We start from the raw sequence: 26,410 nt of genomic DNA, 5'->3' as shown, positions 1-26,410 counted from the left end.
TTTTGAAGCATAGAATATCAGCGTATTAAATGGCCGCGGTTGTCAAATACGGATGACCACAAACTGGCCTATGTGTTACAAAACATAAATTCTAACAAATAGAATAATGCGGATAAGCTATACTAGAATTAAAAGACTAATTATTTGTACATGAAATTGATCCTATTTTTTCTGGCTTTCCCCTTGTTGCTTTCGGCACAGACCAAACAAATCGGGGGGCAAGTACAGGATGCAAACAAAATTGTGCTGGCGGGAGCGACCGTTATGCTATTGGATAGCAACTATCAGGAGATCCGGAAAGTAAAGACGGACCATTTTGGAAAATTTATACTTCTGCTGGATCATCCTAGTGGCTACTATCTACGAACAACCTATCTAAACTTCAAGTCTCAGGAACTTTTTTTTCACAGCGATACCATTTCACGCCCTTTCTTGCTTGAACTTCTTCCCGAAGCAAAGGTACTCGAAGAAGCACAAGTCGTCGGTCGCGCTCCTAGATTGATCCGCAAGTTGGACCGCTTGGAATTTAACGTTCAGAATTCAAATCTTTCAGCGCTCAACAGCTGGGACATTTTGAAGCGTACGCCATTGGTGATGGTGAATGGTGCGGATTTAATGGTTCGTGGAAGCAAAAATATTGTTGTCCTCATTAATGAGCGAAAAGTGATGCTCACGGGGGATGAACTGAAAACCTATCTGGAGAATACAGCAGGTAGCGACGTGCAATCGATAGAGGTTATTACCAATCCACCAGCAAAATATGAGGCTGAGGGAAGTACGATTATCAATATTAAACTTTCTAAATCGAACCTATATGGCTACAGAGGCTCAGCGGTTGCATTGGCCGAAAAAAGCAGTACTTGGAAGCAACTGCTTGGACTGACCCAGTATTATAAAAATGAAAAAATCAATCTTCGTGGTACCTATAATTTCGGAAGAGGGACTTACGCCCGCTATGAAACGAATTATGTGTATTATCCGAACGAGCAAACCTCATGGGAAGGTGTAATGGATCGATTTGATACCAACAACAGTCAGAACAGTTATGTGTTTTCGATAGATTATACACCCGATACAACCTGGACAGTCAACGCCGGACTAAATGGATATTACGGACCGAAAACCTATGGTATCTATGAGGTACCCACGATCATATACGATAAAAATCATGTGCAGGAATCCTCTTATCTCACAACTAATGATCATCAACGATCGGCAAAAACGAATAACCTCTATCTTCAGGTAACTAAGAAAATTAATCCCAAATGGAGCATAAACTGGTCATCCTATTTTACAGATAACCATTCTACCAACGATCAGGATGTTTTGACGGCACTGCGATTTAAGGGGGAGGAACCTACAGACACTCGATTTATCAGTAATAATGAAAATAAAAACCGGCTTTTTTCTTCACAGATAGATTTCACCGGGAAAATAAAGAAACTGGGGCTGGAGTTTGGTGGAAAATTTAGTGATGTGAAAACAACAAGCACCCTTGCTTTTTCCGATGATGAATCCGGTACTCTTCAGCACCGGCCCGACAAGAGCAGTGTGTTTGATTACAAAGAACGGAATATAGCTGTATATACCTCATTCGATTATGCTTGGAAGAAATGGAGCTGGAAAGCTGGTTTAAGGGGTGAATATACCAATTTGGAAGGTATTATGTCCGAACCAGCTGATATCAATAAGCGTGATTATTTTGTGCTCTTCCCGACATTTTACATGCAATATGCCTTGGCTGACGATCAGCAGTTCGGCTTTTCTTATGGAAAGCGTATTAGTCGCCCAGCATACTCTTGGCTTAATCCGGCTAAGTCCTACTATAATCGCTTTTCCTATTTTCAGGGAGATCCACGTTTAAGGGCGACGATCGTCCATAACCTCAATCTGACCTGGACCAAAAACAACTGGAATATCGATCTATTTTACCGATTTGAGAAGTGGCCGAATATGGAAATTTCCCGTCAAGATAACAACAATCACCAGTTGATTTTCCAATATACCAATATCAAGAAAGGACAAGGGGCGGGTATAGACCTGGGTAAGAGTTTTCAGCTGACAGGACGCTGGGGATTGAACCTCCAGTTGGAAGGAATGTATAACGAGAATTACTTTGTAGGGACTGATGACGTATTGCACAAGAATGATGTGTATATCGGCAACGGAAACGTAAGTACCAACTATGTACTGCATAAAGATGCTGGCTGGAACCTTGAACTGGGTAACACATTTACATCCCCGACGATACAAGGGCCATTTAAAATAACAGGATATTCAAGTACCTATGTGACGACAAATCGAAAATTCTTTAAGAAGAAATTTGAAGTGAATCTATCATTTATGGACATTTTCAAAACGGAAAAAATGACGATATCATCCAAGTATGGCGACCAAAACAACTTTTATAAAGATTACCGCGATACTAGAAAGGTGAATCTGACGCTGCGGTATCATTTTGGAAACCAGAAGGTCAAGAGCAGCAATCAGCCAACAAGAACAGAAGAGCAGAATCGCTTGTAAATCAGTTGATCTATAAAAAAGGTCATTTAAAAGATTATTTCTACTTCTGTGAAACTCTTAGTTGCGAGAGTTATTTCTTCGATAAAGGTTAGATTGTTGCTGTAAACGATCTAACCTTTATTAAGCTTTTATTCTAAAGATAATTTTTCTCTAAACACGTTTAAAGCGATTACTTGATAAGAGATAGACTAAGCATCCCCAAAAAGGGATAAAGACTATTAATAACAATTTCCAAAGTTGAATCCTTTCTGAAGATTTACTTATCCTATATATTGTAAATATATATGTAAAGAGAATGAGTATGCCAGCGATTAAAAATAATATTTCCATAACATTTTTCTTTTGATTAAATTTTCTAATTGTAAATTGCGCACGCTGCCGCCGCTGCTGCTAACATACACCCTTCACAAGACGGTCCTGTTATATAACAAAGCAAATTACATTTGGGGTCTGCTTCACAAGCAGCCTTTGCTTGTTGAAATACTCTAGCAACGCAAGTTAAATAATCTTCATCTTTAGCTTTATTATTGGATGCAGAATATATCATTGAAAGATCTTTGGGTTTATACATAGATTCATTTGTACTATATACGTATTGGCTCTTTTCTGACCATATTATGAATCCTTGTGCAACCCCCTCATTGTTATATTTTATTTCTTGATAAAAAGATCTATAGCTTTTGTCTTTTTCAAAAACATAAAGATATCCCTTTCTCGTATTTTCTGAAATTACGGGAATAACTTCATATGAGATATTATCAGAAACTTCGGAACAGGCGGGTGTTTCTGCTGTTATATTGTATGAAGTCGTGATATTTAAGCCTTCTTGTATGGACTTTATTCTGTTTGTAATGAATAAGTCTCGTTCCTTATCTAAATGGTGCTTTGGCGAATTCGATGATTTTTTTACATCTATTGATAGTATTTGATTGTTTGGTTCGTTTTTGTGTAGTTCTTTTGAGCACGCGAAAAATAAGGCCAAGGTGATACTTAAGATAAGTAATTTTATTGTTTTTTTCATAATTAAGTAATATATTTTCTGTAAATATAGAATATTTTACTGAAATCGTAAAGGTTAATTATGTTAATTCTTTAATTAAGTGGGTTTTTATGAAACTAATATTCTTGTAAGTTATGGTAGTGGAATGAGTCAATAGTTATCATAAATGATGAAATTAGATTATATGATAAACTGGCGATATTTATTAAACTAAGTGAACTAATAATCCCCATACTAAATAGGGGCTTATTAGATCAAGTAAAGCCTATTTCTTAGTTTATTTTTAGTGAATACGTGATATTGATACCGCCAGCGGCAAGCATATCATGTACTGAGCAATATTTTTTAACGGCCAGTTCAGCCGCTTTAGCTGCTTTTAGCTCATCAATTTCGCCTTTTAGGAAAAAATTGATGTGGATATCTGTAAATACCTGCGGGATTTCTTCGCGTCGTTTCCCTTCCACTTCGACCTGGATATCGTCAATTTGCTGGCGTTGTTTTACCAGTATGCTATGGAGGTCAAAGACGCTACAAGAACCCAGTGCCATTAAAACCAATTCCATTGGACGAACACCTTTTCCTTCGCCGCCGATAGCTTCCGAGCCATCGATGTTGACTTTGACAGGAGATAATTCACTGCTGGCTTCGAAATGCACAGCTTGGTTGACACGGTTTAATTTGATTTTCATCTTATTTTATTTTATTCTTTTTTGCTCGTTTAGACTCCTTTTTCAATCCATACGAGGGTTTTGTTGTTCAATCTATACTAAACAAACTTAGATAAATTACCTTTTATATGCAATATAATTGCGTAGTATATAAAAGTAATTTATCGATCTCTCCTCTGCCTATTGAGGAACTTATTTATAGAGGAAATATACAAAAAAGGCAGACGATTATTCGTCTGCCTTTTGTCAGTATGTAGATCACTCTTTATTTTGTGACGGTATCGGGTAGTTTGACACCGCGATATTTCGCTACATCAACCTGTGGAATCTTTGAGCCATATTTAGAATTGATGGCGCTGATAAAGATGTTCGCCATTAGGGCGTTTCCAATTGGTGTTAAGTGAATACCATCTAAAGAGAATGCATTTCCGGTAATGTATTTTGCACTCACCGCTAGTCCGTTGATACGAACACCTCCCTTTACATTATTCAAGAATTCATGCACATCAGCTAAAGCTAGACCTTTTGAATTTGCAGCAGCTTTGATAGCAGCATTATACTCGTTGATACGTTGTACGACCGTTGCTGTTTCGCTTACATCAAGTACGTATTTGTCTTCGACGGGATTCAGCGGGTGTAAGCCGTATGGAATTTGTGCAGCATTTGGTTTTCCCAATAATCCTGTTGAGGAGAAAGGAAGGACAAAATAATCTTGATCGGTAGCTGCACGGGGGCCTGACTTGGTTGCTATGTAGATATTTGTTACCGGTGTCGGCGGATTTGTTGCATTGACAGCTGCCAATAACGCAGCACGGGTTACCGTTGTAAAATAGGGTGTTGCTGTTACATCTGGAATTGTTGCTAGTACTCCTTTTTGTCCGCCAGCGGTTAATGTCGTCACATAGTTGCCCAATAATGATGTGAATAGCGCAGTGGAGGTTAATGTTGATGTAGGTCCATCTTCTACGCCACCATTTGTAGCCCAGCCTAAGGCATCGTTGTTACCTAGGGCGAAACTAAAAAATGTGTGATTTTGCGCTGTGGAATAAGCAAAATACGTTTTCATCGCATCAGCATCAGGCAGCAAGCGTTCGAAATACATATTTCCAGCCTGTGATCCGATTCCAGCTACAAAAGCCATATCCATACGCATACCCGGTACACCAAGGTTGTTGATCGGGTCGGTGTATTTTGTCAATAATTTTGGTGAAGCTGAGCGGTAGGCCAGTTTATCCGTTACCTGTGCCGTTACAGGCTGGCCATTGACTAGCGCTGTAAGTGTAATATAACCAGACCCATTGGCTTGATCTTCACTGAAAAATGGCGATTTGAATTCACCACCACCGACTTGCTTTAACTGTTCGGCAATTAAATTGGGATAGGCTACCCTTTGACCTTCCAGATACAGTCCGCCATCCGCATACCCAGCAGTCAATGAATTACCGATGGCAACATATTTTGAAAAATTGAGCGATCCTGCCGAAGGCGTATATTCGTCCAATGTAGGTTTACATGAGGAGATCGCAAAAAGTGCTAACGCCGCAGCTATATAAAGTTTGTTTTTTTTCATCTTAGTCAAATTTGGCTGTTAATTACCATTTATAGCTTACACCAATACCGGGAGCAAAAATATTTGTCACATATGTACCTGAAAGATGGCTCTCCACATTAGTTGACGGACGAGCCACAATGCGTTGGTAAGCAAACGAACCTGTGACATCAATTTTTGGTGATGGTTTTACCGTAAAACCTCCAGATATCAAATATCTCGTGTTATCGGGTGTCTCAGGATAGACATAGGCGCTCTGTTGTACCGGTGTCGCTATCACACCGCCACCTATACGCAATTGCAGGCAGTCAGAAGCAATGTACTCCAATCCTGCTTTAATAGATCCTGCTTTATCGTATTTTTTTGGTGAATGGGTATCTTGCAATACAGGTGTGTTTTCTTTGTAATCGAAATCTAGGGCTTTATATATGTCGTAGTTGATGAGCGTTGCATCAAGAGCCATCTTTAATTTCTCCGAAATAGGGAAGGCGATGCCTGCGGCAAATGTCGAAGGAAGCGGTAGCTCAGCACTGAATTTGTTACCTGCAGGGAAATTGCTAGCCACCGATTCAGGCACGTCAAAAGTTGCATCACCATTTTTAAGTTTAGTGACAACTTTAGAACGGTAGCTTACCGATATTGCAAATTCGTCTTCTAGGTTATAATGGATACCAACGTTATAACCCGTACCAGTTCCGGTTCCTTTTAGGGTCGCCAATCCGGCGTGACCATCTGGGTAAAATACTGGAACAGAATTCTCGAGGTCTACCGTACCAATGTTGTATACAAAACCGCCACCGACACTAAAATTTTCAGTCAGTTTGAAACTTAATGTAGGCTGAATATAGATTGCACGAAGCGAAAGGCTAACCAAACTGAATTTACCTACCCAATCTTTTCCCCAATCGACGGCTCCACCATAAGGTGTGTAGACGCCAATACCCGCTTTCCACCAGGAGTTTTTAGGACCGAACGCGGCAAATAATGAAAAAGGAGTTGAAATCTGATTTCTAGTATGATAAACAACTGTACTCCCAACCTCTTGAAATGCAGATTTATACATGACGGCATTACCAGCAATCGAAATGGCATTATGATCCATTTTTGCTAAGGCGCCCGGACTATAGAAAATGGAAGATTCATCTAAAAAGTAAGCAGAGCCTGCTCCCCCCATTCCCACTGCCTTGGGACTTTGTAGATTCACTTGTGATCCTTGTGCAAACAGGAGTGACGGACTTGCACAAAGTATTGAGAATAGTAGTTTCTTCATACTAGTGTTTATTGTTTGGTTAACATTCCTCTATCAAATACAATGCTAACATAATAAATGTTTGACTAAAATTAATAAATGTTGTGTAATATTTTTTTTGCTCGTACCTTTAAGTGCAAGGATACTAAAAATTAAACGATCATATTATATGGCTACAATCACTTTTAAAGGCAATCCAGTAAACACAAAAGGCAGTTTACCACAAGTTGGCGAGCAAGCTCCTGATTTTAAATTAACTGCAGGCGATCTTTCCGATAAATCTCTAGCGGATTTCAAAGGAAAAAAAATTGTATTAAATATTTTCCCTAGTGTAGACACCGGAACTTGTGCCGCTTCCGTACGTGCATTTAATAAAGAAGCATCGCAGTTAGATAATACTGTTGTGTTATGTATATCGAAAGATCTACCTTTTGCACAAGGTCGTTTTTGTGCAGCAGAAGGTCTAAATAATGTGGTGACATTATCGGAGTATAAAGATTCAAACTTTTCAGATGCTTATCAACTGGCTATCGCCGATGGACCGTTGGCAGGTTTGTTGAGCCGTGTTGTCATTACATTGGATGAAACTGGAAAAGTGTTGTATGAAGAGCAAGTTGCAGAAATTGCTGACGAGCCAAACTATGCGGCAGCGATCGCATCTTTGAATTAAGAATAACTTTGGAATAATCTAAAAAGCCTTTGCTTATGCAAAGGCTTTTTTAGTTGATCTATATTCGCTAACTATAACAAAGCGAATGTTTATCTTGTTTTTTCTAATGCTTGTAAGATGTCGTTAATGATATCTTGTTGATCTTCCAAACCTACAGAGAGGCGGATGCTGCCCGGTTTGATGCCTAAGTTCAAGCGTTCATCTTCTGACAATTTTGAGTGGGTAGTAGAGGCTGGATGCGTCGCGATTGATCTTGAATCTCCTAGATTAGAGGTGTATAAAATCATTTCCAAATGATCCACAAAGGCTTTTGCTCGCTCAAAACCACCTTTGACAACAAAGGTTACAATACCGCCACCAGCTTTCATTTGTTTCTTGGCCAGCTCATATTGTGGGTGGCTTGGTAAAAATGGATATTTTACATCCTCAATTTCCGCATGATTTTCTAAGGCTTCGGCCAAAGCCAATGCGTTGGAACAATGGCGGTCCATACGAATGCCCAGCGTGTCTAAACTTTTTGATATGATCCATGCATTGAATGGGGAGAGTGCTGGACCTGTATGACGAATGAAGAACATCAATTTGTCGATTAGCTCTTGTTTTCCAACCACAATTCCACCTAAGACACGACCTTGCCCATCCATATATTTGGTGGCCGAATGGATAACTAGGTCAAATCCATATTGAATCGGTTTCTGAAGATAAGGCGTAGCAAAGCAGTTGTCGATCGACAGAATGATATGGGGATATTTCTCCTTGAATTTACCCAACCATTCCAAATCAACCAGTTCCAAACCAGGATTGGATGGCGATTCCAAAAAGATGATTTTTGTATTGGGTTGAATCGCTTTTTCCCATTCTTCAGGATTAGCAGCGTCTACGTAAGTTGTGGTAACACCCCAACGTGGGAAGAGTTCCGTAAATAACTGATGCGTAGAACCGAATATCGCGCGTGAAGAAACGATATGGTCTCCACTTTCGATAATGCCCGCAAAGGAGGCAAATACTGCTGCCATACCTGATGCAAAAGACAACCCTGCCTCTGCGCCTTCAAGAATACAAACTTTGTTGATGAATTCTGAAGTATTTGGATTGGCATAGCGGGAATAAATCATTGCATCCTCTTCGCCAGCAAAGACCGCCCGACCTTGTTCAGCGCTGTCGAAGATAAAACTTGATGTAAGGTATAAAGGAGTCGAATGTTCGCGAAGTGCTGAACGATCGACCTGTTCACGTATGATTTTAGATTGATCTTGTTTCATGATGTGTAAAGGTACGAGATGAAAATTTTATATTCATATAATTAGCAATGAAATAACCCCTTTTTATAAAAAAAAAGACTATCGCCCTCTATTATATTCCTTTTGCCTTATTTTTCCTATTCAAAGGACGTAGACACGATGCGAAGAGGAGGTGAAGAAGATAACAGGCTCTTGAACAAAAAAGGCCGGTACATGTACCGGCCTCCTCTTTTACCTTAAACTAACCTATTTTTTAACAAACTGCATGACGACGATGTCGCCAGAAATAAATGTTAATTCATTATCCCGTACATCGAAGTTTGTCGTAGACTTCAAACCATTCATAAATTCGTTGTAAGCTGCATTCTCACAGTGCATCATAGTTGAAACCAATTTATCACCAATTTTGATCGAATTGCCTTTTTCACTTTCGTAGGTTCCACCAATACCATTACAACCATTGTTACCATCTACTTTGTGGTCTTTCGTATTGAAAGTCAATGTTGGAATTTTGTCCTTAAATAAATCCTTAAGTTGTTTTCCTGCTGTCTCTGCTGTGGTCAGGGATTTAAGTTCCCAGGTGCCTTCCAAAGATGCATTGTCCACTGTGCTCGGTTTTTGGACGGTAGTAGCCGTGTCGCCGGAACCTGTTGCCTCAGCTTTTTTTCCAGTTGTGTTACATGCGATTGTTGAAAACGCCAATGCAACCGCTAAAATCATTAAATTTCCTCTCATAATCATTTTTAATAATATAAAACTTTTGTTATTTCGTCAGTATCTATATCCATGAAAGCAATCCGAAACTCCTTTCTGGTCAATACGCTAGCGTAGCAAGCTCATTGATACCTTAATGAAAAAATACAAATCCGTAAAGACAGATACGTTCAGAAAAAACATTCCTTTTTCTGCCCTATACTTATAATTATCATGCCAATCTCAAGGATAGCCTAAGCGAGCATCTAGTCGAACCCTGCTAACTACCTTATCCTCTATTAATAAAGGATGAATGATTTTTGTTTGATCAATAAGCGAAAGAATCCGATTTTTCAGGGAATTAGCGTGAAAAAAGGACGAAAAATTAAAAGATTGGCTGTAAAAAGCAGCATGGATAGATTGGAAGACTTATTTTAATCAATCGATTGATTTGATCAAAAAATACGATTTGCCCCAGGAATACATCCTAATGGAGCTGAGCATCGCTCGGTTTTGTACGCAAATGTTACATACAGCATTTTGCAAAACTTCTTATCTTAGGGCTTTACAACCTAATTTTCTAGCACATAAATATAGACTATGTTGACAATCTTGTTATCCTCCATTTTACTTTCCAGCGGGCCTGTAGCCAAATCAGATACTTTAAAAGCTTACGGGGCCTTGCCAACCGAGCGTCAATTAAAGTGGCAGGAGATGGAAACGTATTGTTTGATTCATTATACGCCGACGACTTTCCAAAATAAGGAGTGGGGCTATGGTGATGCACAACCCTCATTGTTTAACCCTTCGGCTTTTGATGCAAATCAAATTGCTAAGGCAGCTGCAGCAGGTGGTTTCAGGGGTTTAATTAGTGTAGCAAAGCACCATGACGGATTCTGTTTGTGGCCAACCAAGACAACATCCTATAGTATCGCTTCTTCACCGTGGGAAAACGGGAAAGGTGATATGGTCAAAGATTTTATGCAAGCGACCCATCGCAATGGGATGAAATTTGGTGTATATCTTTCTGCTTGGGACCGTCACGATGAGCGTTACGGCACACCGGCCTATGCCGATGCCTACAGACAGCAGCTGACCGAACTGATGAGCAATTATGGCCCATTGTTTACGTCATGGCACGACGGAGCAAATGGCGGTGATGGCTTTTATGGCGGACATGAAGGGAAGCGTATCATCGATCGAACAACATACTATGAGTGGCATGAGAAAACATGGCCTATTGTAAGAAAATTACAGCCTGAAGCCGTTATTTTCTCAGATATAGGTCCGGATATGCGTTGGGTGGGCAATGAAAAAGGATTTGCTGCTGAAACATCATGGGCAACATTTACGCCGATTGGCTTAAATGGAAAAATCGCTGTACCTGGAGCGACAGAATCACACAATGCCGAAACGGGCGACCGTAATGGTAAATATTGGATACCTGCTGAATGTGACGTACCACAACGTCCGGGATGGTTTTATCATGAAGAACAAGATAGCCGTGTAAAAACACCCAATCAGCTTTTTGAGATCTATTTAAAATCAGTGGGAAGGGGAGCATGTATGAATCTTGGCTTAGCACCGATGCCTCCTGGTACATTACATGAGAATGATGTGAAGTCGCTGCAGGCTTTTGGAAAAAAAGTGAAGGAAACTTTCCGTACCAATTTAGCCAAAGGAGCGACCATCACGGCATCCAATACCCGTAATAGTGATTCGAAATCCTATGGTACTTCCTTTATTACAGATAACGACCGCTATAGCTATTGGGCAACAGACGATTCCAAAACATCGGCTACATTGGAAATAAAATTAAAATCCCCTGCGAAATTTGATCTTATTCAGTTAAGAGAGAATATTAAGTTGGGACAACGTATAGATAGTGTCTCCATTGAACGTTGGGAAAATAACAGCTGGAAACCTTTGGCCAAAGCAACAAGTATCGGCGCAAACCGCCTCATCAAACTCGAGCAACCTCAAACTGCAAGTAAACTACGTCTTCATGTTTATGCTCCGGTAGCAATCACGCTCAGTGATTTTGGACTGTTCAAGGAGTACAACGAACCCTTTGCATTTAATACCAAAGAGGTGAAAAAGCTGACAGGGTTTAAGATTTCGACGGGAAGATCCAATAATAATGCTTATTTATCTGACGGAAAACCAAGTACTTTTGCGACTGTTGCCGATCAAGGTGTAATCGTTGTCGCTACAGATAAACCTGTTTCTGGTATCGGCTTCCTTCCTCGTCAGGATGGAAAGAACGTAGGGACACCAACACATTATAAAATATCAACTAGTACTGACGGGAAAACATGGACCCTTGTCAAAGAAGGTGAGTTTTCCAATATTAAGGCGAATCCGATTTTGCAACAGGTGTTTTTCGATACGAACAGCACAACCAAGTTTATCAAATTTGAACCAAAACAATTTATCGATGGCAATGAATTAGCCATAGCGGAATTTGAATTGTATGGTAAATAGATTTTTAATGCTTATCGTGGTATGTATATGTCATACCACGATACTTTTTGCTCAACAAAATCCACTCGTACTTTGGTATAATAAGCCCGCGAAGGTTTGGGAAGAGACCTTGCCATTAGGAAACGGACTTATCGGCATGATGCCAGATGGAAATCCTAGTCATGAAAAGATCGTACTCAACGAGATTAGTATGTGGTCGGGCAGTCCAGAGGATCCCAATAATTATGAAGCCTATAAAAATGTTGAAGCTATTCAGGCGCTGCTTAAGGCCGGTAAAAATGATGAAGCCGAAAAATTGGTCAATGAAACTTTTGTGACCAAAGGCAAGGGGTCGGGTTTTGGTAATGGGGCAACGGTTCCCTACGGCTGTTATCAGCTATTCGGCGACCTTATACTCGATTATAAATTGCCTGCTGGAACGATCGAAGGTTACAAGCGTTCCCTGGACTTAGCGACGGCCTCTGCACAAACTTCATTCAAGATCAATGGACAGCAAGTCCAACGCCGTTATTATACTTCTTTTGACAACAATGTCGGTGTTATCCAATTAAGCCAAGGCAAAGATGTGGTACAGCAGTTAGGCATATCATTCCAGCGCCAGGAAAATATTGACCGTTATACCTTGTTGGACGATGGGATTCTGGTTGAGGGATCTTTGCCTGATGGAAAAGGTGGTAAAAATCTGAAATTCGTTGGATTTATTCAGGTTAAAGGTAAAAGTCTGCAGATCAACAAAAAGGATAAAACCTTAGAGGTGTCGGCAAATGGTGGTCTTACGATCTATTTCTCAGCAAGTACTTCCTATTATGGAAAGGACCCCTTACCTGTTGTCAAAGCAGCGGTTACAGCAGCAAAAACTGCTGACGAACAAAAGGTATATCGGAATCATCTCGCTGCGTATCAAAAGGTCTTCGATCGGGTAAGTCTTAATCTGTATGGAAATACAGCGAATAACGCTATTCCGACCAATGAACGCATTGCTAATTTTTATAAAAATCCGGTTGCTGATCCCGATTTGGCAACGGTTTATTACCAATATGGAAGGTATTTGAATATTTCAAGTGCTGCCCCGAAAAATACAAAAGCGCTCCCGCCAAACCTTCAGGGACTATGGGCTAATCAGATCAATACGCCTTGGAATGGTGATTATCATCTCAACATCAATGCACAGATGAATCATTGGGGCGTGGAGGTTAATAATCTGAGCGAGTATCATAAGCCTTTCATCGAAATGATAAAACGGATTGCAAAGACAGGTGAGCAGACTGCAAAGGCATACTATAATGCACCGGGGTGGGTGGTCTATATGATGACGAATATCTGGGGCTATTCCGCTCCGGGTGAGCAGGCTTCCTGGGGAGCGAGTACGGCATCGGGCTGGCTATGTAATCATCTCTGGGAACATTATCAGTTTACTGAGGATAAAAATTATCTCAAGGAGATTTACCCGATACTCAAAGGAGCAGCAGAGTTTTACGATCATACGCTCGTGCAGGACCCTAAGACAGGATGGTGGGTCACTTCACCGTCGGTGTCGCCGGAAAATGCTTTCCGAATGGCCAATGGAAAAGTTGCTGCGGTTGTGATGGGACCTACCATTGACAATCAGATCGTACGGGAGTTGTATCAGGCAGTAATTCAAGCAGATTCTATCCTGGCGATGAACGATAGTTTTGCCGGTACCTTGAAAACAAAGCTGAAGGATATCCCTCCGCCTGTAGTCGTTAGCCCATCGGGGCGCGTGATGGAATGGCTCGAGGACTATCAGGAAGTTGAACCTAAACACCGACATGTATCACATTTATATGGTCTGTATCCCGCAGCATTTATCTCGCCACAGACCACACCTGAATGGGCTGACGCAGCACGTAAGACTTTAGCTGTACGTGGCGATGAAGGAACGGGCTGGTCTAGAGCCTGGAAAATATTGTTTTGGGCGAGATTACAGGACGGTGATCATGCACTCGAAATTCTAAGGCAGTTGCTTAAACCTGCTTTTACCAATGAAACAACCTATCAGGGAATCGGGGCAGGTACCTACCCTAATTTATTCTGTGCGCATCCGCCTTTTCAGATTGATGGAAACTTTGGCGGTGCAGCCGGGATTGCCGAGATGCTGATACAGAGCCACAATGGTTATATCCATCTATTACCTGCTCTACCCAAAGCTTGGTCAAAGGGTGAAGTTAAGGGACTTAAAACCCGTGGAAACTATACCGTAGACATCAAATGGGAAAATGGAAAGGTTTCCGCCTTGCAGATTAAAGGTAAAAAAGGAAAGCTTCGTCTATTTGAAAACGGAAACTATAAAGATTATGAAGTTCGTTAAATATTTTTGTTTGGTGTCTGTGCTGGCCTTGGGGACGACAGCTTGTACCCAAAAGTCCGAATCGGCGAGGACAGCCGCCTTGTTGAATAGCTTTAGCTATAAAATAACCGGAAAAACTACCGCCGGGGACGGGACTCAGGTGAGCCTCGTCGATCACGATAATAAATTGCAGCAATTTGTAAAAACACAGGTTGCCAATGGGCAATTTGTTCTGGAAGGTGAATTGGCTATGGCCGGATTTTATGATATTCAGATAAAGGGTATGGAGCCCTATACGTTATTTGTCGAAGGCGGGAGTGAATATGATTTGAGTGAAAATCAGGGCAAGTTTACCTTGACAACCTCTTCACAGAATGCGAACGATTTTGTGCAGTTCAATGCAGCCTACCAAAAGCGTGAACAGGAGGAAAAAAATAAAACGGCAAATAAAAGTCAAAGGGTAAGGCAACTGGAGAGCCAGTTGCCTTCGATGGCTGCAAGAAATGACGGTTCCTATGAAAAAACAGTAGATGAAATACAGCGCTTAAGTGGCAATACAGCATTTAATCCACGCACACTATACGCCGATTTTATTCTCGATAGTACCCATCGTTCATCCTTGGTATTGCCTTATTTTTTTAAATACATCTCCTTGGATCAGACGAACTATAAAAAATTCGATGCCGCATTGCTGAGTTTTAATGCAGATTTACAGAAACATCCTTATTTTAAGTTTGCACGTGAAAAGGTCGATAAGGTGAAAGACTTCTATGAAAATATGCCTGTATTTCCTGCTATTAGCCCCATGAATGTAGAACGGGATAGTTTGAATTTGAAGGATTTTTCAAAAGCTAAAATGCTGATTGCCGCGTTTTGGAGAACTTCCAATACAAATAGTAAGGCGGATATAGAGATGTTACGGAAAAAAGAATCTCAGTTGAACGCTATGGGGGTAAGGGTTATCTATTTTTCGCTGGATAAGGATCTGGATAAATGGATCAAATCAAGTAAAGAGCTTGCCCTGGGCAAGCAGAGCTATTTTTTGAATTATAACGACCAAGCAACGATGGAAAATGATTTTGGTATAGATCGTACGCCAAGTTATCTATGGATAAATCCACGGACTTTCCAAATTTTATCCTTGAGTGGTGAGGACCCAGCGATGCCACAGTTTTTAGGGAAGGTAAAGGAATTTCTTGCTAAAAATTAACGATTATTGTCTTAAAAAATCTTACATTTGAATTAACTGTTTAATATTTGTTATTTCAATACGTAATGAAAGTCGTTCAATTTACAGTTCCGGTAGTTTACCAAGGATCTATTTGTGTGCAGGAAGATATTCTGCCTTCATTCTATAGCAACTACCACCGACACAAGGAAATCCAGCTGACCTATATTTTGAAGGGGCGGGGAACCTTTATGATTGGCAACTTTACCCACAATTTTGAAGAGGACGAGATCTATATCGTTGATGCGGATGAACCGCATATGTTCAAAACAGGGGAGGATATAAAGGATGGCATTCATGCCATCCATATTTTTTTCGACTACGAGCATTTTAAACCTTTTCTGGATTTCCCTGAATTTGATGATGTTAAATATTTTCTGGAACACATCAACGTCAGTAAAAAATTGGATGCGGAGCACTCCGTTGCGTTGAAAGAGAAGTTTGTACAGATTAACGTGAGTGCGGGCATAGATCGCCTCCTCTCGTTTGTGAAGCTGATTAATTTTTTAAGTAAAAAAGTAGATCAATGGACTTCGCTGTATACAGGTATTCCACAAAAGAAGTTCTCCGATGCCGAAGGATTGCGAATCAATGAAATATTCCAATATACTTTCCAGCATTTTGGAGACAAGATTTCTTTAGAAGATATAGCAGCGGTGGCACACATGACCCCACACGCGTTTTGCAAGTATTTTAAGAAGCATACACGTAAAACCTATGTGACCTTCCTCAATGAAATCCGGATTGAACGCGCCTGTAAAATGTTGATTGACGAATCTTCAGAAAGTGTTTCTAATATCGCTTTTAAAACAGGGTTTAACAATGTTGTCAATTTCAATCGGGTGTTCAAAAAAATAACCAAGCTTTCGCCGAGTGAATATGTACAGGAACATCGTATGCGTGACTAAGCTGTTGGTCGGATGTTACGATGCGGGAACCTTATCCCATTGATTTTTGGTAGGCTCCCTGCGGAGATCTGAAGAAGGATTTTATTGACAATATCGGAGAAAGACTCGTCAATAAAATTTAAAGATAGCAGGTGCTAAAATGTTATTTTTGAGTTCTAACGATAACCATTCCGATGAATAAAAATCTATTTATTGCACTTATAGTTTTATGTATATCTGTGCTGCAGCTGCGGGCCCAAAATTCTCTTTTTAAGATCGATACACTGCAATACCAAGGGACGGATAAGCATATTGTCAATCTGGTGATTTTGGGGGACGGTTATACGAAAGCGCAACTGGATGATTACGCTGCCGATGCCAAGCAGTTTACCAACTATTTTTTCTCGATCGAACCCTTCAAACAATACAGCAGTTTTTTTAATGTGTTTGCAATCCGTACGATTTCCGAGGATTCTGGTGCAGCGCACGATTGCAAAGCGGGTGATTGTGTGCATGGTGAGACCGATTTAAGTAAATATCCACCACGTTACAACAAGTTTACACGAGATCATGCTGTTCCGGTTGCCCATCCAAACACGATTTTTGGAAGCAGCTTTGACAATGGTGGTTTACATCGTTTGGTTGTACCGCAAAAAAATGATCGTATTGAAGAGGTATTGAAAATGCATACCCCAAATTATACACAGGTCGTTGTATTGGTGAATTCCCCGTTTTATGGTGGTTCAGGAGGAAAATGGGCAACTTCTACGGTTAATTTTAAGAGCAATGATATCGCGGTACACGAAATTGGACATTCTTTTGCCCAGCTTGCTGATGAATATTGGGCTGGAAATCAATATGCCATTGAATCTGTAAACCGCTCACAATCGGCAGATGCAAAGCAGGTCCCCTGGAAATACTGGCTTGGAAAAGACGGAGTTGGTATTTACTCTTATGGTGGTAAAGGTTCGCCCTCTAACTGGTTTAGACCACATGAATATTGTAAAATGCAATATCTAGTAGCTCCATTTTGTCCCGTTTGTCAAGAGCAATTTGTTGCTTCCATCAAGAAAAAGTCAAGTCCATTTATTCAGGTAAAACCTGCACTCGATAAGCCGATTACTTTAGATAGTGTTCAGAAGTTTTCGCTACGTTTGGCAAAACCTTCTCCGAACACCTTTAAAATGTCCTGGTTGTTGAATGATCAAACAATTGCGACCGACATTGATTCGATTTACCTTGATCCAGGAATGCTAAGCGTTGGAGCAAATACGTTGAAGGTCATGATTCAAGATACGACAAATCTAGTGCGTAATCCATCCTATGTCAACCACCGGGACTCGGTTGTGTGGACCTTTAATCAGGTAAAATTGATTGATTTAGCGAAACCATCTACCACATGGGGCGATACATTGGAAACCTGTTATGGTGGTGCTCAGGTGCTCACGGTAAAGCATCCTGTTGCCGGACTTGAATATCGTTGGTATGATGCCGCTACAGGATTTTGGGAAGAGACAGGCAATAATATTGTGTTACAAAATATTGTGGAATCAAAAGTATACTTCGTCCGTGGTATTTGGGATGACCGCACCTCCGAGACGACAAAAATTCATATCCATACACTGGGTAAAATCGATAAACCAAAGCGTATTGAGGTAAAAATCGATAAGAAGAAGAATACAGTACAGTTGACGGTAAAGGATAAAGTCGATGGGCGTTATAACTACATCTGGTCGAATGAAGATGGCAGTCCGATCTATGAATGGGATGAATTTAATGGGGAGTATGTACGCCCAACGGGGGTAAATAATGTGCTCACAATGAAATTACCAACCTCCTCTGGAAAGATATATGTTCAAAAAATAGATAAAGAGACAACGTGTAAAAGCGAGAAAACAATTGTAACTTTTTAGTTGTATTCTTGGAATGAAATGATTTATAAGTTAATTTTAATCTGCCGGTTAATTAACTTATAAATCATTTATATTTATGAAACGAAAATCCAAGTCAACTTGGGGAATTCTTTCATGTGTATTCATCTTGGTTTTAGCCGCGATGCCTTCGTGCAAAAAGCATGCAAAACTTCCCGATGAAAACGATGAAACAATTCATGCTGTAAAATTCAAAGTCAAGGATTTTGAAGCGATTGTTACTCCGCTAAAAAAACAATCAACCAAAGCAAAACGGGCTGCGCTAAGCGGAGCTGCTTCCGAAAACGAATTGCTGTACCACTGGACATTTGATAACAGCAACACTATTCCTGATATGGCACTCGATGCTGCTGTTTTGATCGATTACAACAATGAAAAGACAGACTATGATTTCCTGGCCGGTTGGCCCGCAACGGGAAAAGCCTTAAGTTTTAAAGGCGGGAAAGAGATCCTAATCAAAATCCCCACCAAGGGTATTCAATCCTTAGGCAACTGGACGTTTGATGGCAATAGTTCGAGTTCAGGGCCAAGGGCGTTATTGTTGAGTTATTCTCTGGATAAAGGAAATAGCTTTTCGGTGCTCTCAGACACCATTAGGTATCCTCCAAATGTGTCAATTTCTGCTAAAATTCCCATGAGTACACCGCTAGCAGATATTTCTCTTGGCAACAGCAAAGAGTTATGGTTGAAAATCTCATTATTTGCCGGGAGCAGAGACGGTGGGATGGGCTACAGCCCAACGACAGGTACGTTTAAGATGGATAACTTGATGATTTATGGGCAAGTAAAGCCAGAGGCTTTACCCAGCAAGTTTTACTACCATGTGTTTGATGCGAAAACGAAGGCCATGATCAAATCGGGAGTGCTTAATTCGCAGGAAACTTTCGATGTTGAATTGCCGATTGGAACCTATTACCTGAGTCTGATTGCTAAAAATTCAACATTGCCGCTGATTATGGCAGAGGCTGTGGATTTTGAACACTTTTATGCTACGAATGCTTTTTCTGAACAATCTGCGGAGTTGTTTGCAGGTCGGGATACCTTTGAGGTTAAGGGCGCACTAGAACGGGTCCTAAACTTAAACCGGATCTACAGCGAGGTCAAGTTGACTTTTACAGACAGCGAAGATCTGAGCGCAATTGATAGTATTCAGGTGGAGCAACTTCATCCTGTATTTCATTATTATCCTTTTATGACGCGAAGTAGCGATCAGTTCGATAAAAGTGTGTTGACGGTTGTCCCACATTTTACGGTAGCTGATCAAAGTTTTTCGTTCAACCAATTTATGGGCTATTATCGCGATAACAAGGTTATTAGATATCAGTTCCGAGTTTTCAAAGGCGGCCAACTGTTGCGTACATTTGAACTGGGAAGCGAAATCCGAAATAATGTTCAAATACAGTTTAAGGGCAAATTGCTGGAGACCGCCAATGGGAATCTGGGATTTCAGGTCGTGAAGAACGAACAGTGGGACGACAATATTGTGATAGAATACTAGCACAGTTGTTGTACTTAGCATCTAGCCGCCCTACATCTATTAAAAACAAAAAGGTGTCCAGCAATGGACACCTTTTCTGTTATAGCGATTTGACTATATTAATTTTTTAAGTAGGGTGTTCCAACCAGCCAAGTCATTCAATATTTTTTCAAGATCGGCAATGGCAACACGTTCCTGTGCCATCGTATCACGGTGACGGATGGTAACGGTGTTGTCTTCTAGCGAATCGTAATCGACTGTGATACAGATTGGTGTTCCGATTGCGTCCTGACGACGGTAACGTTTTCCAATGGCATCTTTTTCGTCATATTGGACGTTGTAATCCAATTTTAGCGTATTTAGGATCTCGCGAGCTTTTTCTGGTAAACCATCTTTTTTGGTCAATGGTAAAATTGCCGCTTTTACCGGTGCCAACGCTGGTGGAAATTTCAATACAACACGAGAATCTTGTTTTTCTGCTGTAGAAAGATCTTCCGTTACCAGAGCGTTACATAATACAGTCAAGAAAAGTCGGTCCAATCCAATTGAAGTTTCAATTACATACGGAATATAGTTTTGATTGATTTCAGGATCAAAATATTGCATTTTCTTTTTAGAAAATTCCTGATGTTGTTTCAAGTCAAAATCTGTACGCGAGTGGATACCTTCAACTTCTTTGAATCCGAATGGAAAGTTGAATTCAATATCAACTGCAGCATTTGCGTAATGTGCTAATTTATCGTGGTCGTGGTAACGGTAGTTTGAAGGATCGAAACCCAATGCTAAATGCCATTTCAAGCGTGTCTCTTTCCATTTGTTATACCATTCCAATTCAGTACCCGGGCGGCAGAAAAATTGCATTTCCATTTGCTCGAATTCGCGCATACGCATGATAAACTGACGGGCAATTACTTCGTTACGGAAAGCTTTACCAATTTGGGCTATACCAAAAGGTATTTTCATGCGTCCTGTCTTTTGAACATTCAGAAAGTTGACGAAAATACCTTGTGCCGTTTCAGGACGAAGGTAAACCTGATCTGCTCCATCTGCCATAGCGCCCATCTGAGTGGCAAACATCAAATTAAATTGACGTACTTCAGTCCAATTTTTGGTACCTGAAACCGGACACACGATATTATGTTCTTCAATGATGGTTTTTAGGCCAGCTAAATCGTCAGCATTCAATGCGGTATTCAAAGCGTCTAATAGGGCAGCAGCTTCTGCTGTCTTACCGTCTGCTTCATAACGTGCAATCTTGTCTTCGATCAATTGATCGGCACGGTAACGTTTTTTTGAATCCTTATTGTCGATCATTGGATCATTAAAACCATCAACGTGACCCGATGCTTTCCATGTTGTCGGGTGCATGAAAATTGCTGCATCAATACCAACAATGTTTTCGTGCAATTGCACCATGGATTTCCACCAATAAGTCTTTAGGTTGTTTTTTAATTCCGAACCTAATTGACCGTAATCGTAGACGGCACTTAATCCGTCATATATTTCGCTCGATTGAAATACAAAACCGTATTCCTTCGCGTGTGATACTACACTTTTGAAAAAGTCGTCTGTCTGTTTGCTCATAAGTGGCAAATATAGATATTAGTATTTAGATTTTAGATATAAGATTCTTGATAAGAGGTATTCTTTAAATGCCTAAATCACGGATCTGCTGGGACGCATTTTTGTTATCTACTTTTTTGATGATATGTTGGATAATGCCATCTGCATCAATCACAAAAGTGGTGCGTGCTGTGCCCATATACTTTTTGCCATACATGTTTTTCTCAACCCATACGCCATAGGCCTCGACAAGGCTCTTGTCTTCATCTACAAGCAATTGAAAAGGTAGCTCATGCTTACTGATGAATTTTTGATGCGACGCCTCCCCATCTATACTTACACCGATGATTTCAAAACCATCTTTTTTCAAAGACTGATAGTTGTCCCTGAAATTGCAGGCCTCCGTGGTGCAGCCTGGTGTATTGTCTTTTGGATAAAAATATAAAATAACTTTTTTCCCTTTAAAATCTGAAAGATGGACTGTTTCACCATGTTGATTTTTTGCACTGAAATCCGGTGCTTTCTGTCCTATTTCTAGTGTTGCCATATTATCTTGTATTTAGTCGATTAAGATACGATTAATCTCTTGAAACCGCTGATTTATTGCCCAAAATCAGGTGTTTACCTTGTAAAAGAAGCTTCGTATGTCTTTAAATTTCCTTTGTTGTCTTTCACTTCGAGTTTAAACTCATGTCGGCCACTGCTTAAGTCGGGTTCGAAGTCATGCCAAATATGTCTTGTTTTCGGGTCATATTTCATCAAAGCCCATTTCCCATCAATGTAAGCATTAAAAGTATCTATTCCAGAGAGATTGTCGCTGATTGTAAAGTCAATGGATTGCTGTCCGCTCACATTCTTTCCGTCGGTCAGGTTACGTGCTACAATATTCGGTGCAATGGTGTCAACAGCAACATAAAAACCGCCAAATTCGCGTACATTGGCCACCACCCAACCGTTCTCATATTTACCGCCCTGTGCTCCACCATCGGAAGAAACAATCAAAGCTTTGTCATAAAGATTTTCAGATAAGCTGTAGTCTGGTTTGATCATGAGCTTGTAGTATCCGAAGACCGGTGTATAAGCATTGTGGATATAGTGCATTGCCGAGTAGCCTTTTGCAGGTTTTGCTCCTTGTGAATAATTGAAGTAAAGATCGTCGTACAATACATTTTTACCCATATAAACACGCGCATTCTCTGCTTCGTATTTGTTCTCGTCTGCGTAGTGGAACATTTTTAAGCCGGCAGCATTGGCGCGACTGATCGAAAGCGAAGGGTTATTTTGCACCTTAAAATTCAATTCGCTCGTATTCCCTTGAACATCCTTGACGACATATTTTACCTCATGGACCTCATTGTCTTTCAATTCGATTTTCCCCAGGTTGTCCAGGTGTTTATAGATGTTGATCGGATTGTTTGGATCTTTAAAACTTTTCTGAACCCGTACACCGGATTTTTTTAAGTAGGGGTAGTCTACGTAAGACTGGATCGCACGGGTCTGATCAAAAGGGATTGATTCAAACAGCACCGTACTGATGTTTTTGTTGTCCAAAAAAAGTTCGATCGAGTAGACACCATACGTAAATGAGATACCACTGCGTTTATCTACCGTGTTAATGCCTAATCCGAAGGTGCCGTTCACAGAGATAGGGGCGTTTGTTGCTAAACTATAATTGCCGCTACCAACGGACTTAATAGTTTGATGCCTGCGGGGTGTATTTTCATCAAACAGTTCGGAGCCTAAATCATAGACTGTCATGCCGCGAATGATCGGCTTGACACCATCCGGAAAGAGTAGTCCAAACAATTGGGGATTGAGTGGCAGTTGTGCCTTTGTATCACGGATTTCAAAATGAAGATGCGGACCGGCAGAGCCGCCGGTATTGCCCGAATTTGCAATAAACTCACCTTTTTTTACAGGAACCTGATTTGGTTTCAGGAATACATCTACATCAAAACGTTTTTGCTTGTACTGCTCATCTTTGACGATTTTAGCAAGGTCCGAATTGAAACTTTCCAAGTGCATGTACACCGAGGTGTAACCATTGGGGTGATCAATATAAGCATAATTACCACCACCGCCTATTTGTACCCTGACACGGGATACAAAACCTTCCGCGGCTGCATGCACCGGAATATTGATGCGTTGTTGTGTCCGATAATCGTCCCCACCATGGAAATGTGTTGCCCGCAATTCGCCGAATGATCCCGAAGCCTGTGGAGCAATGTCCATCGGACGTACAAAATAGTTTTGTGGATAACTGCGGCTTTTGATAATATCTTGTCCCTGGCTTAGACCTGTTATGCAGGTTAGCAGAGAGAGCAATGCTGTCGTTTTTTTTATCATGCTATTTCCCCTACTATTTAATTTTACAGCTAAACATTTTCTGGTCGCCGATGAAACCTTGCAATAAATCGCCGATGGCTACAGAGCCAACGCCAACAGGCGTGCCCGTGTAAATAAGATCCCCTTTGCGGAGGGTAATAAATTTGGAGGTATACACAATCAGATCTTCGTAGGAGAAAATCATGTCCTTGGTATTTCCCTGCTGAACTGTTTGCCCATTTTGCTGCAGGGAGAAATCAATCGAATTCACATCTGTTAGCTCCTCTTTAGGGATCAAGTTGCTGATTACTGCGGAATGGTCAAATGCTTTTGCCAATTCCCAGGGAAGGCTTTTTGCTTTTAGTTCTTGCTGTACATCCCGCGCTGTGAAATCAATTCCCAAACCGACGGCATCAAAGTATGTTGATGCAAATTTTGGTGTGACATGTTTTCCCTCTTTACAGATCCGGAGGACAACTTCGGTTTCGAACTGAATATTTTTGGAGAATTCCGGGTAGTAGAAATCTTTGTTATCCTTTAATACCGCAGTATCGGGTTTTAAAAATATAATGGGGTTTTCAGGGACTGGATTATTGAGTTCTTTCGCGTGGTCGATGTAATTGCGACCGATTGCAATTATTTTCATGATATAAATTTTTTAGGCAATGAAGCTTCCAGATTTCTTGCGAATTCATGAGCTCGGTTTTCATTGCGTGTACGTTTGAGGCGGTATTCGAAAGTACTATATGCTATTCGTGAGGGACCTACACTAGGCCGGAATGCGCTATCCTAACGAACGTCATGTGAGGAACGATATGGCTATCTTCTAAAAGCTTGTCGTGCATCCCTACTCGGTATACCCTAGTTTTCCTTTACCACAACAAACTTAATAAATGTCCAAGGCTTATCCAAAAATGAAGGAAAACAACAACATCTGTACCTACTACCAAAGCAAGCTTTTATATAGGGTTTAGTTTTCAAAAATGCCATTGATGTGGATGTCGAAAATAAACCAGTTATTAGTATGGAAAAAGTGCAGGTATTTGTCGGGGATCTCGTGTCTCCCGAAGGTGTTCAGGCTCGTTGGGAAGACGGTCTGCTGAAATTATCCTGGATACCGAATCCAAAATACAGGGATAGCATGTTTAAATTAAATCTGGCCTTAGTCAGTTTAGATAGGGAGGGCGACCTCAAAATGGCCGTAGCGGATGCGGCGCAAGGGGAATGTACGGTTGATATCGCGACATTTAGAAAGGATAAATTTGAATATCATGTCTACATCGGTTTTTGGGATACCTATCATGGTGCATTCTCAAATTCGACCTATTGCGGTGTCATTTAATAGGATAATTCAGTCTACTTGTGTATCTTTAACACTATGAATAAAATACAGGCGGTATTGTTCGATCTGGATGGTACGTTAATTGATTCGGAATATTTCTATTTCAAAAATTGGGCACCTATATTAAAACAGGAATTTAACCTTCTGATCAACTATGAAGATTGGATTCGCGATTTTGCTGGACATACTTTAGCACATAATGTTAAGCGTCTTACCGAGGACTATGGCTACGACGTGACGGAAGAACATATGTGGAAGCGTACACGTGCGGCTTATGCCGATTCTAACATGAGCGATATTGAATTAATGCCTGGAGCGCGAGAAATTTTAGCTTTTTTGAAAGCAGAAGATATCCGTATTGGGCTTGTGACCTCGAGTTATAGAAGCACAGTCGATACTGTTTTGGGCAAGCACGAGCTCTTGGATTATTTTGAGTTTTTTGTCACGCGAGAGTGTGTGGAGTTGCCAAAACCCAATCCGGAACCTTATCGTTTGGCATTGACAAATCTGGATCTACCAGCTGATTGCTGTGTGGCTATTGAGGATACATCGACAGGAAGTACATCGGCGTTGGGAGCAGGGACGCAGTTGATTGCAGTTACGAAACAGGAGGTGGAACGTGCTAGACTAACAGCTGTTGATAACATTGTGGAAAACTTGTCTGAGGCAAAAGCCCTGTTGGCGCAATGGATTTAAGGGTTGTAAAATAATTTAATCGTTTTAGCATTTGTATTTTTATTCGGATATATGTAATATTACCGAATTGTAAAGGGAACTCTGATTATGAACCGTAGAACCGCAATAAAGCAATTTTTCATAATAGCTGGCGGACTGACAATTTTGTCGTCCTGTCTGAATGATGGAGGTGCATCAATTGTATTGAATAAGCTGAAGATTTCGGCAGAAGATGAGCAATTTTTGGGCGATCTGGCTGACATCCTGATTCCGAAATCGGATACACCAGGAGGGAAGGATCTGAACTTACATCTTTTCGTCATTAAAATGGTCGATGACTGTGAGTCGCCAGAAAATCAGGCTAAATTTGTCGCTGGTTTCAATAAATTGAGAAAACAGTTGAATTTAAAAAATAGCAAAGAGACGGAGACCACTTTGGCGGGGTTAAAAGACAAAACCGACGAGAAGGCTTTTTTTGAGACCTTCAAATCGCGTGCAATTCAGGGGTATATGAACTCAGAATACGTGATGAAGAATAAGGTGATCTATAAACTTATTCCGGGTCCGTACAATGGTGCGGTAAAAGTTAAGGCATAA

General features: G+C 40.7%; 21 protein-coding genes. 11 read left to right on the top strand and 10 right to left on the bottom strand.

From position 1 onward, the window contains the following. The first annotated feature begins 150 nt into the window (after window positions 1–150). Window positions 151–2,523, top strand: coding sequence for an outer membrane beta-barrel family protein (locus B3600_RS08620; protein WP_286752702.1), 2,373 nt, complete (start codon window positions 151–153; stop codon window positions 2,521–2,523). A 355-nt stretch (window positions 2,524–2,878) separates the two neighbouring features. On the opposite strand, the gene B3600_RS08615 is transcribed toward B3600_RS08620, so the two are convergent. The 4 genes from B3600_RS08615 to B3600_RS08600 form a co-directional block, all read right to left on the bottom strand. Beyond that, window positions 2,879–3,544 (bottom strand): hypothetical protein, encoded by a 666-nt coding sequence (locus B3600_RS08615; protein ID WP_286752701.1) that lies wholly within the window; start codon window positions 3,542–3,544, stop codon window positions 2,879–2,881. 251 nt (window positions 3,545–3,795) lie between these two features. After that, entirely contained in the window at window positions 3,796–4,212 is a 417-nt protein-coding gene (locus tag B3600_RS08610; protein WP_046673691.1) for an OsmC family protein, read from the bottom strand. Window positions 4,213–4,456: 244 nt separating this feature from the next. Continuing rightward, window positions 4,457–5,761, bottom strand: coding sequence for an SGNH/GDSL hydrolase family protein (locus B3600_RS08605; RefSeq protein ID WP_286752700.1), 1,305 nt, complete (start codon window positions 5,759–5,761; stop codon window positions 4,457–4,459). A 22-nt stretch (window positions 5,762–5,783) separates the two neighbouring features. Then, the gene (locus tag B3600_RS08600) at window positions 5,784–7,010 is read right to left on the bottom strand and encodes an OmpP1/FadL family transporter (protein ID WP_286752699.1); all 1,227 of its coding nucleotides are present in this window, start codon (window positions 7,008–7,010) and stop codon (window positions 5,784–5,786) included. A gap of 148 nt (window positions 7,011–7,158) precedes the next feature. On the opposite strand from B3600_RS08600, the gene tpx reads away from it, so the two are divergent. Beyond that, window positions 7,159–7,659 (top strand): thiol peroxidase, encoded by a 501-nt coding sequence (gene tpx, locus B3600_RS08595; RefSeq protein WP_046673694.1) that lies wholly within the window; start codon window positions 7,159–7,161, stop codon window positions 7,657–7,659. An 89-nt stretch (window positions 7,660–7,748) separates the two neighbouring features. On the opposite strand, the gene B3600_RS08590 is transcribed toward tpx, so the two are convergent. Next, entirely contained in the window at window positions 7,749–8,921 is a 1,173-nt protein-coding gene (locus B3600_RS08590; RefSeq protein WP_286752698.1) for a trans-sulfuration enzyme family protein, read from the bottom strand. A gap of 225 nt (window positions 8,922–9,146) precedes the next feature. Further along, window positions 9,147–9,635, bottom strand: a complete 489-nt coding sequence (locus tag B3600_RS08585; protein ID WP_046673701.1) for an META domain-containing protein — start codon at window positions 9,633–9,635, stop codon at window positions 9,147–9,149. A gap of 558 nt (window positions 9,636–10,193) precedes the next feature. Here B3600_RS08585 and B3600_RS08580 point away from each other — a divergent pair. From B3600_RS08580 to B3600_RS08555, 6 genes are all read left to right on the top strand, one after another. Further along, a complete protein-coding gene (locus tag B3600_RS08580; protein ID WP_286752697.1) occupies window positions 10,194–12,077 on the top strand; it encodes an alpha-L-fucosidase in 1,884 nt (627 codons plus the stop codon). Next, window positions 12,067–14,406 (top strand): glycoside hydrolase family 95 protein, encoded by a 2,340-nt coding sequence (locus B3600_RS08575; protein ID WP_286752696.1) that lies wholly within the window; start codon window positions 12,067–12,069, stop codon window positions 14,404–14,406. The genes B3600_RS08580 and B3600_RS08575 overlap by 11 nt, the downstream gene beginning before the upstream one ends. Then, window positions 14,393–15,595 (top strand): DUF4369 domain-containing protein, encoded by a 1,203-nt coding sequence (locus tag B3600_RS08570; RefSeq protein ID WP_286752695.1) that lies wholly within the window; start codon window positions 14,393–14,395, stop codon window positions 15,593–15,595. The genes B3600_RS08575 and B3600_RS08570 overlap by 14 nt, the downstream gene beginning before the upstream one ends. A gap of 65 nt (window positions 15,596–15,660) precedes the next feature. Next, window positions 15,661–16,521: a helix-turn-helix domain-containing protein gene (locus tag B3600_RS08565; protein WP_112374998.1), complete on the top strand. Its 861-nt coding sequence runs from the start codon at window positions 15,661–15,663 to the stop codon at window positions 16,519–16,521. A 173-nt stretch (window positions 16,522–16,694) separates the two neighbouring features. Continuing rightward, the gene (locus tag B3600_RS08560) at window positions 16,695–18,413 is read left to right on the top strand and encodes a M64 family metallopeptidase (RefSeq protein ID WP_286752694.1); all 1,719 of its coding nucleotides are present in this window, start codon (window positions 16,695–16,697) and stop codon (window positions 18,411–18,413) included. 76 nt (window positions 18,414–18,489) lie between these two features. Continuing rightward, window positions 18,490–19,929, top strand: a complete 1,440-nt coding sequence (locus B3600_RS08555) for a hypothetical protein (protein ID WP_286752693.1) — start codon at window positions 18,490–18,492, stop codon at window positions 19,927–19,929. A 93-nt stretch (window positions 19,930–20,022) separates the two neighbouring features. Here B3600_RS08555 and B3600_RS08550 read toward each other — a convergent pair whose 3' ends face one another. The 4 genes from B3600_RS08550 to B3600_RS08535 form a co-directional block, all read right to left on the bottom strand. Then, window positions 20,023–21,492 (bottom strand): glycine--tRNA ligase, encoded by a 1,470-nt coding sequence (locus B3600_RS08550; RefSeq protein WP_201640057.1) that lies wholly within the window; start codon window positions 21,490–21,492, stop codon window positions 20,023–20,025. A 64-nt stretch (window positions 21,493–21,556) separates the two neighbouring features. Next, window positions 21,557–22,018, bottom strand: coding sequence for a thioredoxin-dependent thiol peroxidase (gene bcp / locus B3600_RS08545; protein WP_046673708.1), 462 nt, complete (start codon window positions 22,016–22,018; stop codon window positions 21,557–21,559). Between the two features lie 74 nt (window positions 22,019–22,092). Further along, window positions 22,093–23,817, bottom strand: coding sequence for a M23 family metallopeptidase (locus tag B3600_RS08540; protein WP_286752692.1), 1,725 nt, complete (start codon window positions 23,815–23,817; stop codon window positions 22,093–22,095). A 13-nt stretch (window positions 23,818–23,830) separates the two neighbouring features. Next, on the bottom strand, window positions 23,831–24,442 hold the full coding sequence (locus B3600_RS08535; RefSeq protein WP_286752691.1) for a fumarylacetoacetate hydrolase family protein: 612 nt from the start codon (window positions 24,440–24,442) through the stop codon (window positions 23,831–23,833). Window positions 24,443–24,820: 378 nt separating this feature from the next. On the opposite strand from B3600_RS08535, the gene B3600_RS08530 reads away from it, so the two are divergent. From B3600_RS08530 to B3600_RS08520, 3 genes are all read left to right on the top strand, one after another. Beyond that, entirely contained in the window at window positions 24,821–25,138 is a 318-nt protein-coding gene (locus B3600_RS08530; protein WP_286752690.1) for a hypothetical protein, read from the top strand. 36 nt (window positions 25,139–25,174) lie between these two features. Next, window positions 25,175–25,834, top strand: coding sequence for an HAD family hydrolase (locus B3600_RS08525; protein WP_046673710.1), 660 nt, complete (start codon window positions 25,175–25,177; stop codon window positions 25,832–25,834). A gap of 87 nt (window positions 25,835–25,921) precedes the next feature. Then, a complete protein-coding gene (locus B3600_RS08520) occupies window positions 25,922–26,410 on the top strand; it encodes a gluconate 2-dehydrogenase subunit 3 family protein (RefSeq protein ID WP_046673711.1) in 489 nt (162 codons plus the stop codon).

This window comes from Sphingobacterium sp. UBA2480, from assembly GCF_002341965.1.
Taxonomy (GTDB): Bacteria; Bacteroidota; Bacteroidia; order Sphingobacteriales; family Sphingobacteriaceae; genus Sphingobacterium; species Sphingobacterium multivorum.
This window is presented reverse-complemented; position numbering and strand designations above follow the sequence as displayed.

What these genes read in the sequence shown, in the direction of transcription:
- B3600_RS08620 (WP_286752702.1), top strand. Translation starts at nt 151, where the DNA reads ATGAAATTGATCCTATTTTTTCTGGCTTTCCCCTTGTTGCTTTCGGCA.
- B3600_RS08615 (WP_286752701.1), bottom strand. Translation starts at nt 3,544, where the DNA reads ATGAAAAAAACAATAAAATTACTTATCTTAAGTATCACCTTGGCCTTA.
- B3600_RS08610 (WP_046673691.1), bottom strand. Translation starts at nt 4,212, where the DNA reads ATGAAAATCAAATTAAACCGTGTCAACCAAGCTGTGCATTTCGAAGCC.
- B3600_RS08605 (WP_286752700.1), bottom strand. Translation starts at nt 5,761, where the DNA reads ATGAAAAAAAACAAACTTTATATAGCTGCGGCGTTAGCACTTTTTGCG.
- B3600_RS08600 (WP_286752699.1), bottom strand. Translation starts at nt 7,010, where the DNA reads ATGAAGAAACTACTATTCTCAATACTTTGTGCAAGTCCGTCACTCCTG.
- tpx (WP_046673694.1), top strand. Translation starts at nt 7,159, where the DNA reads ATGGCTACAATCACTTTTAAAGGCAATCCAGTAAACACAAAAGGCAGT.
- B3600_RS08590 (WP_286752698.1), bottom strand. Translation starts at nt 8,921, where the DNA reads ATGAAACAAGATCAATCTAAAATCATACGTGAACAGGTCGATCGTTCA.
- B3600_RS08585 (WP_046673701.1), bottom strand. Translation starts at nt 9,635, where the DNA reads ATGAGAGGAAATTTAATGATTTTAGCGGTTGCATTGGCGTTTTCAACA.
- B3600_RS08580 (WP_286752697.1), top strand. Translation starts at nt 10,194, where the DNA reads ATGTTGACAATCTTGTTATCCTCCATTTTACTTTCCAGCGGGCCTGTA.
- B3600_RS08575 (WP_286752696.1), top strand. Translation starts at nt 12,067, where the DNA reads ATGGTAAATAGATTTTTAATGCTTATCGTGGTATGTATATGTCATACC.
- B3600_RS08570 (WP_286752695.1), top strand. Translation starts at nt 14,393, where the DNA reads ATGAAGTTCGTTAAATATTTTTGTTTGGTGTCTGTGCTGGCCTTGGGG.
- B3600_RS08565 (WP_112374998.1), top strand. Translation starts at nt 15,661, where the DNA reads ATGAAAGTCGTTCAATTTACAGTTCCGGTAGTTTACCAAGGATCTATT.
- B3600_RS08560 (WP_286752694.1), top strand. Translation starts at nt 16,695, where the DNA reads ATGAATAAAAATCTATTTATTGCACTTATAGTTTTATGTATATCTGTG.
- B3600_RS08555 (WP_286752693.1), top strand. Translation starts at nt 18,490, where the DNA reads ATGAAACGAAAATCCAAGTCAACTTGGGGAATTCTTTCATGTGTATTC.
- B3600_RS08550 (WP_201640057.1), bottom strand. Translation starts at nt 21,492, where the DNA reads ATGAGCAAACAGACAGACGACTTTTTCAAAAGTGTAGTATCACACGCG.
- bcp (WP_046673708.1), bottom strand. Translation starts at nt 22,018, where the DNA reads ATGGCAACACTAGAAATAGGACAGAAAGCACCGGATTTCAGTGCAAAA.
- B3600_RS08540 (WP_286752692.1), bottom strand. Translation starts at nt 23,817, where the DNA reads ATGATAAAAAAAACGACAGCATTGCTCTCTCTGCTAACCTGCATAACA.
- B3600_RS08535 (WP_286752691.1), bottom strand. Translation starts at nt 24,442, where the DNA reads ATGAAAATAATTGCAATCGGTCGCAATTACATCGACCACGCGAAAGAA.
- B3600_RS08530 (WP_286752690.1), top strand. Translation starts at nt 24,821, where the DNA reads ATGGAAAAAGTGCAGGTATTTGTCGGGGATCTCGTGTCTCCCGAAGGT.
- B3600_RS08525 (WP_046673710.1), top strand. Translation starts at nt 25,175, where the DNA reads ATGAATAAAATACAGGCGGTATTGTTCGATCTGGATGGTACGTTAATT.
- B3600_RS08520 (WP_046673711.1), top strand. Translation starts at nt 25,922, where the DNA reads ATGAACCGTAGAACCGCAATAAAGCAATTTTTCATAATAGCTGGCGGA.